Source organism: Myxacorys sp. (assembly GCF_059501405.1).
In genome coordinates, this window is sequence record NZ_JCACCM010000089.1 from 23863 (window position 1) to 29879 (window position 6017).

Consider the following 6017-nt stretch of genomic DNA (forward strand, 5'->3'; position numbering starts at 1 on the left):
CCCAAACCAACTCTTGCCAGTTGGAAAGTAGGTTAGCCCAGTTGGAAAGTAGGTTAGCAAAGAGAGGGCAGGAAAGTTTCCGAGAGCTTTCTCTTGTGTTTATGCCTTGGATTTTAACGGGAATGGATAGATGAGCAAAAACGCTCAGATCGCCTGACTGCAATAGCTGTACTGCTCTTCTCAAGAGTTAGTTTTTTAGCTCGCTACATTCAGCAATAAAATCAACGAAGGTTCGCACTTTCGATGAAAGATATTTGCGGCTAGTATACATGGCATAAAGCATGTTAGCTGGCAAGCGATAATCCAGCATTACCCTCTCTAGATGCCCGGCAGCAATATCGTCTTCAATCAGCCAAGTTGGTAAGAATGCCAGACCCATCCCATCTATTACCGCGTTGTGCATCAGATTTTCATTGTTAGTCCGCAGCACCGACGGCCCAATCTTAACGCTTTCTTTCCCAGTTAGTCCTTCAAAGGGCAGTTCACCCTCTGAAAGTGACAAATACGAATAAGTAATCATTGCGTGCTGCGATAAATCTTTCGGTTTTAAAGGGTATCCAGCTTTGCGAAGGTATGACGGAGAGCCTACTATGCAAAATGGAACAGGTGCAATTGGATGTGCAATCAGGTTACTAGGAGGAGATTGAGTCACTCTCAATACCACATCAAACCCTTCTTCTACTACGTTAACCATTCGCCCACTTAAGTCAATGTCCAAGGAGACTGCGGCAAACTGGGCCTGATAATTAGCAAGTATCTTAGTAAATGTGCGATTGGCAAACCAAACTGGGGCACTAATTTTTAGCACCCCACTCGGTACAATTGTGGCTCGGCTGACCGTTGCTTCCACTTCATCCAGGCTATCCAATATCTCGCAACATTGTTCAAAGTAGACTTTCCCGATTTCAGTCAAACTTAAATGCCGACTAGTGCGATTGAGCAAGCGACCGCCTAAATGCTGCTCTAGGTGCATAACGTGTTTGCTAACCATTGCAGCAGACATTTCCATGCGATCGGCGGCAGCCACAAAGCTTTTCAGTTCTACAACTCTGCGAAACACCCGCATACTCACTAATGTATCCACTTTGCCCAAGCAATATCAACTAATAGGAAATGATCCATCAATATTCTATCTATTGATGAACTAATAGTGCACAGATATAGTGAGTTATATAGACCTCGTAGCCAATACCATCAAACAGAACTTCGATATGATAATGCCTGAATTTCCGACCTACTTTGTTTCTCACGGTGGCGGCCCCTGGCCCTACATGAAAGACCATTTTGGTCAAATGTTCGATCGCCTCGAAACTTCGTTACAGGATATCCCTCGCCAATTAGGAGTGGCACCCAAGGCAGTGTTAGTAGTTTCCGGGCATTGGGAGGAAGAAGACTTCACTGTTTCGGCGAGTCCAAATCCTCCGATGATTTACGATTATTCAGGATTTCCCGCGCATACATACGAAGTTAAGTACAGTGCCCCAGGTTCACCGGAATTGGCAAGTCGCATCCAATCGCTGATTCAGGGTGCTGGATATTCAGCCCGTCTTGACCCGAACCGCGGCTTTGACCACGGGACTTTTACAGTGATGTACCCTATGTATCCGCAAGCACAGATTCCTGTCGTTCAGCTTTCGCTCAAGCGAGGTTATGACCCAAAACTTCATTTGGAAGTAGGACGAGCATTGGCTCCATTGCGGAAGGAAGGGGTACTCATTATTGGTAGCGGATTGAGCTATCACAATCTCAGGGATTTTGGGTCAAAAGGTGCAGAAGCATCACAGCAATTTGATGATTGGCTTCAGCAGACGCTGGTGCAATCTGAGCCAACACAGCGAGTTGATAAACTTATCCACTGGGCTAAAGCACCTGCTGCACGATTAGCTCACCCACAGGAAGACCATTTACTACCGTTGATGGTCACAGTTGGCGCGGCCCAAAACGATCCAAGCGCTTGTGTTTATCATGATGAAAACCTCTTTGGCGGTATTGTTTCGTCTAGTTTCCGATTTGGCAATGCCGCAGCCTGACGTTCAACAGCCAAACCCAGATCGACAACTACGCCGACTACACGAACCGCAGCGCAGATTCTAGCCTAGAGGGTAGGAAAGATAGGGCAGTTTGAGCGTTGCCCTATGACCAGAACCTTGACCCTTAGCATTGATGCCTTCTCACTGGCCTTGGGCGATCGCACGTCTTCACGCTTTGCCCAAGGTGGCTATGAACGAATCCTTGGCGAAACCGGAACCACGGAATACAGCTTGTTCGGCAACGCAATCAGCGACGGTTCGCTATTTGAGGCAAAGTTTGTTTGGACAATTCAAACCTACCTCGGAGTTGAGCAATGGCGAGTGCTGTGGGCAATTTTTGCTAGAGCAGAGCGACATCGGCGCAACCAGGAAGATTCTCGAATCTATCTTTCAGATACAATCCAGCATTACGTTGAAGATGAGATCGCACCCACAAGACAAGCAGCCGGACCCATCACCACAATCGCTGGCGGCGGCATTGCCTACCCTGCTGTGTTTGCCGTTCGCATGTTTGAACCCAAAGCTGAAGAAACTGGCAGCTTGCAATACCGCTATCTCGCTCGGTTTGTGCTGAAAGAACTTGATCGGGTGGTGGCATGACGATTAACTTGAGCATTCGCAATTATCAAATTGTTATTGCCGGATTAGACTGCACGCCTGGGGTCGTCAGTTTTCGTGGCAGCGACTCGAAGCTTGATCAATCTGGATTAGTCACATTCACTGGCGAGATTGTCTTAGGGCGTCCAATTGGGTTTGAGAGTTTGGACGATCGCAGGAATAGCCGTTGGAGCCGGGGTCAAGCGATCATCGTTCAAATTGCTGATAGCTCTGGGACACTGCGCCCATCTCCGAGAGGTGGGCGATTATTTATTCTCGATAGTGGTTTCGATTTGAAGACTCGCAAGCTAACGCTGCAAGTGGGCGATATATTTGCCCTGATGAATTTCAAAGAGGGCAAGGGCGATAAATCGGGAATCTGCCTCGGCACAAGCACTGCGCGGGGTGAAATTATCAATCGATTACTAGCAGCGTCGGGATGCCCAAGCCTCATCGATTCGGTTCCCGGTTCTCTGGCTCACCCCTCCCCACGGCTGCTAGAAGGTAACTATCTACAGCAGGCAGGTGCGATCGCAGCAGCAGCGGGCTACTTTCTCTGGGTCGATAGCAATGGACTCGTCAGAGCCAGCAGCATCAATGCCCAGCCATCGGCTCCCATCCTCAGCCTGAATGCGGCGAGTGATTCGGCAGACTATTCCCGGCTGGAAGGCGATCAACCTTCAGAAGAGGTGCTGATTCGCGGCAAGGTGACCATCGTTCGCAAAACGGGCGACACGACCGAAACCCAGAGCGAAGAGTATGGACCTGCATTACTAGCGGGGTCATCTTCTGCGTCAGAAATTATTACCAAGCGCACTCGGACGCTAGATCAGTTCGATCGCGCCAAGAAGCGACGCACAGTGCAAACCTGGACCGCACAGCCTGAAGGCTTGGTGATTCCAATTGACTTCGTGCGGGATGTGCCTGCATTTGGTCGGACGGCTCTCATTAATTCAGAATATCGAATCGAAACTTTTCAGTATGAGGTTAATGCACCCCTCACAGGCAAAGCCGGGGAGAGTAAATGCAGCCAGGGCAATCAAGGTCGGCTGCTAGAGCACATCACGCAGGTTTATGGACTGTTCGATTCGACCTTTAAGGAGATTTTATCGACCTATCCGAAGGCACTCGTTCAGAATTTTGCGCTTGGCACGTTGGTCCTGATCGAAGAAACGCATGTGACTTACCGCTATGAGCTAACGCCTGCGGCAGTGACAACCCCAGCCCTTGAGGATGACGACCCACAGGATATCCCAGAGCTAGAGAAGCTGGGGAATGGACCCAAAATCACCACCCGCACTTATAAAGCCATCGGCACGGTGATTCCGGCTGACTTTGGCTATAAAGCTTTACCAGCCAACGTGACACAATATCGCTCCATGCGATCGATGCACGAAGCTGAGCAACAAATCCAGACGTGGCGAGAGCGGACGTTTGGCGAGTGGCAGAGCGAAACGCAGGTGCTAAAGGTGATTCCAATTCTCTATCCAGACTTGACTGATACCCTGCGGGAGAAGCTGATTAAGCAATCGCTCTTCTACGATTCGGCTAATTTGATGGTGCTCGTCGATGCCAGCAATACCATCGTCACGTCCAATTCTGGGCAAGCCCAGCCGCCCGCGCCGGATACCTATTCCCCACCGTTCACGACTCAAGACATTACGGTGTCAGGGAAGGGTAAGTTCCCGGTCGATGCAACTCTGCCCTTCCGCCCGCGCCGGAAGGAGTTGAGCTTTGAATATCTCTCTGCTGTCGTCGACTCAGGTGGGGTGAGTGGGGGCATTGCCAATGCCAAAGCCGAAGCCAGTCGACTCGCCTCAGTCTGGGGCAACATCTACTGGGGACGCTACAAAGGCGCAGCAATTACGACGGATTTGAATGATGGTTGGTTTGCCTATGCTCCGCTCTCACGAGGCGACGTGGCCGAATCTGACGGCACAGCAGCCTATTTAATGGATGGGTTTGCGATCGCAATGGCAGAGCGCCGTTGTGTGGTCAGTTTTGATGGCATGTTGCTCGGCTTTGTCGATGCGGATCATCCTGAAATCATTGCTCCTGTTTATAAACAAACCAATGAAGGGGAGTTTGCACTTGGCTTCAGTTTCACGAGCCGCGATCGCACGTATGACCTCACTCCGATTGAGGACGTGGGCGAGTTTACACTTGGCTTTACACTTCGTCCTCAGTCCGATATGAAAGCCGGGGCTGCACTTGGCTTCAGTTTTGTGGGCATCTCGAACCCAGAGCAGGGCAGACTTGCGATGGGATTCAGTAGTGATGGAGTGGGGTCGCTCGACTGGGAAGAGATGAGCACAGCGCAATGGGAAGAGATGACCCAAGCCCAGTGGGGAAATCTGCTCTAGCCCTTTCAATGTGGTCCTAAAAGTGAGAATTCCATTGCGCTGTTACCGTTACCTATTTGTAGGAATTCTCAGCCCGATCCCATGAGGTTGAGCGATGGCACGATATTTTCATAACGACTGGGTAAGTTATCACTTCGCGCTGCCCTTCGGCGGCGGAACACTGCCTGACGTGGCAAAGTATTTCCTCTGCCTCGCAGACACCACACTATTAACCCGTGCGAGCAGCAGAGCAGACTTCATTGCCGCAGAACTGTTGCAGCAAAATGGCTACGCGCGATCGCAACTCCTATTTTCTGACCCTGGCAGTTTCAGCAACAGCAACAAGCGCTATGATGCACCGCTGGTGACGGGTGATTTTGAGGCAGATGGTGGAGCATTGCAATTTCAGACCGTGTTTCTGATTGCGAATGGACACGCCACCGCCAACAAAACCTTAACTGATGCAAGCGTGAATGCTGCCACGAATGTGATCACAGCAACGGCTCACGGTTTGATTAATGGCAATGAGGTGATCTTTAGCGTGCAGGGTGGATCAACCCTTCCGACTGGCGTTGCGGCTAACACCATTTACAAAGTGATGAGTGTTGCAACTGATAGCTTTCAAATCTCAACCGATGGCGTGACGGCGATCGACATTACTTCGACCGGGGCAGGCACGTTCTATTTGCGTTATGTGCCCGCTCGCATTGTATTGCTCGATGTTTTGACAGATCCAAGACTGTTGCAGGATGGCAAACCGTACTCATACGATCTCTACCTTGCAGGCATGAATACGACTTATGGGGTGGGCGTCTGATGCAAACTGGATATGCTGTTGCCACCGTTGCTGACTTAAGAGCCATTCCCGCGAATCGTCGAGTAAATGGGCTGGCCAGGACTGTTGTATCAAAAAAAAGATGGTATCAATACGACGCCACAAGCGTTATTGATGATGATGGTGATACGGCGATCGTCCCCAATGATGACGCTGGCGCATGGCTCGTGATGCATGCCGATGGTGGTGGTGATGGTGGTGATGGTGGTGCTC

6 protein-coding genes are annotated in these 6017 nt (G+C 50.3%); 5 read left to right on the forward strand and 1 reads right to left on the reverse strand.

From position 1 onward, the window contains the following. Positions 1 to 187: 187 nt before the first annotated feature. Positions 188 to 1066 (reverse strand): LysR family transcriptional regulator, encoded by an 879-nt coding sequence (locus AC5I6P_RS10590; protein ID WP_495693725.1) that lies wholly within the window; start codon positions 1064 to 1066, stop codon positions 188 to 190. 145 nt (positions 1067 to 1211) lie between these two features. On the opposite strand from AC5I6P_RS10590, the gene AC5I6P_RS10595 reads away from it, so the two are divergent. The 5 genes from AC5I6P_RS10595 to AC5I6P_RS10615 form a co-directional block, all read left to right on the forward strand. Continuing rightward, positions 1212 to 2030 (forward strand): DODA-type extradiol aromatic ring-opening family dioxygenase, encoded by an 819-nt coding sequence (locus tag AC5I6P_RS10595; RefSeq protein WP_495693720.1) that lies wholly within the window; start codon positions 1212 to 1214, stop codon positions 2028 to 2030. A 105-nt stretch (positions 2031 to 2135) separates the two neighbouring features. Then, on the forward strand, positions 2136 to 2630 hold the full coding sequence (locus tag AC5I6P_RS10600; RefSeq protein ID WP_495693721.1) for a hypothetical protein: 495 nt from the start codon (positions 2136 to 2138) through the stop codon (positions 2628 to 2630). Continuing rightward, a complete protein-coding gene (locus tag AC5I6P_RS10605; protein ID WP_495693722.1) occupies positions 2627 to 4990 on the forward strand; it encodes a hypothetical protein in 2364 nt (787 codons plus the stop codon). Before AC5I6P_RS10600 ends, AC5I6P_RS10605 begins: the two co-directional genes overlap by 4 nt. A gap of 94 nt (positions 4991 to 5084) precedes the next feature. After that, positions 5085 to 5786, forward strand: coding sequence for a hypothetical protein (locus tag AC5I6P_RS10610; protein ID WP_495693723.1), 702 nt, complete (start codon positions 5085 to 5087; stop codon positions 5784 to 5786). Further along, a partial coding sequence (locus tag AC5I6P_RS10615; RefSeq protein ID WP_495693724.1) for a hypothetical protein occupies positions 5786 to 6017 on the forward strand: 232 nt, incomplete at its 3' end. The genes AC5I6P_RS10610 and AC5I6P_RS10615, both read left to right, overlap by 1 nt.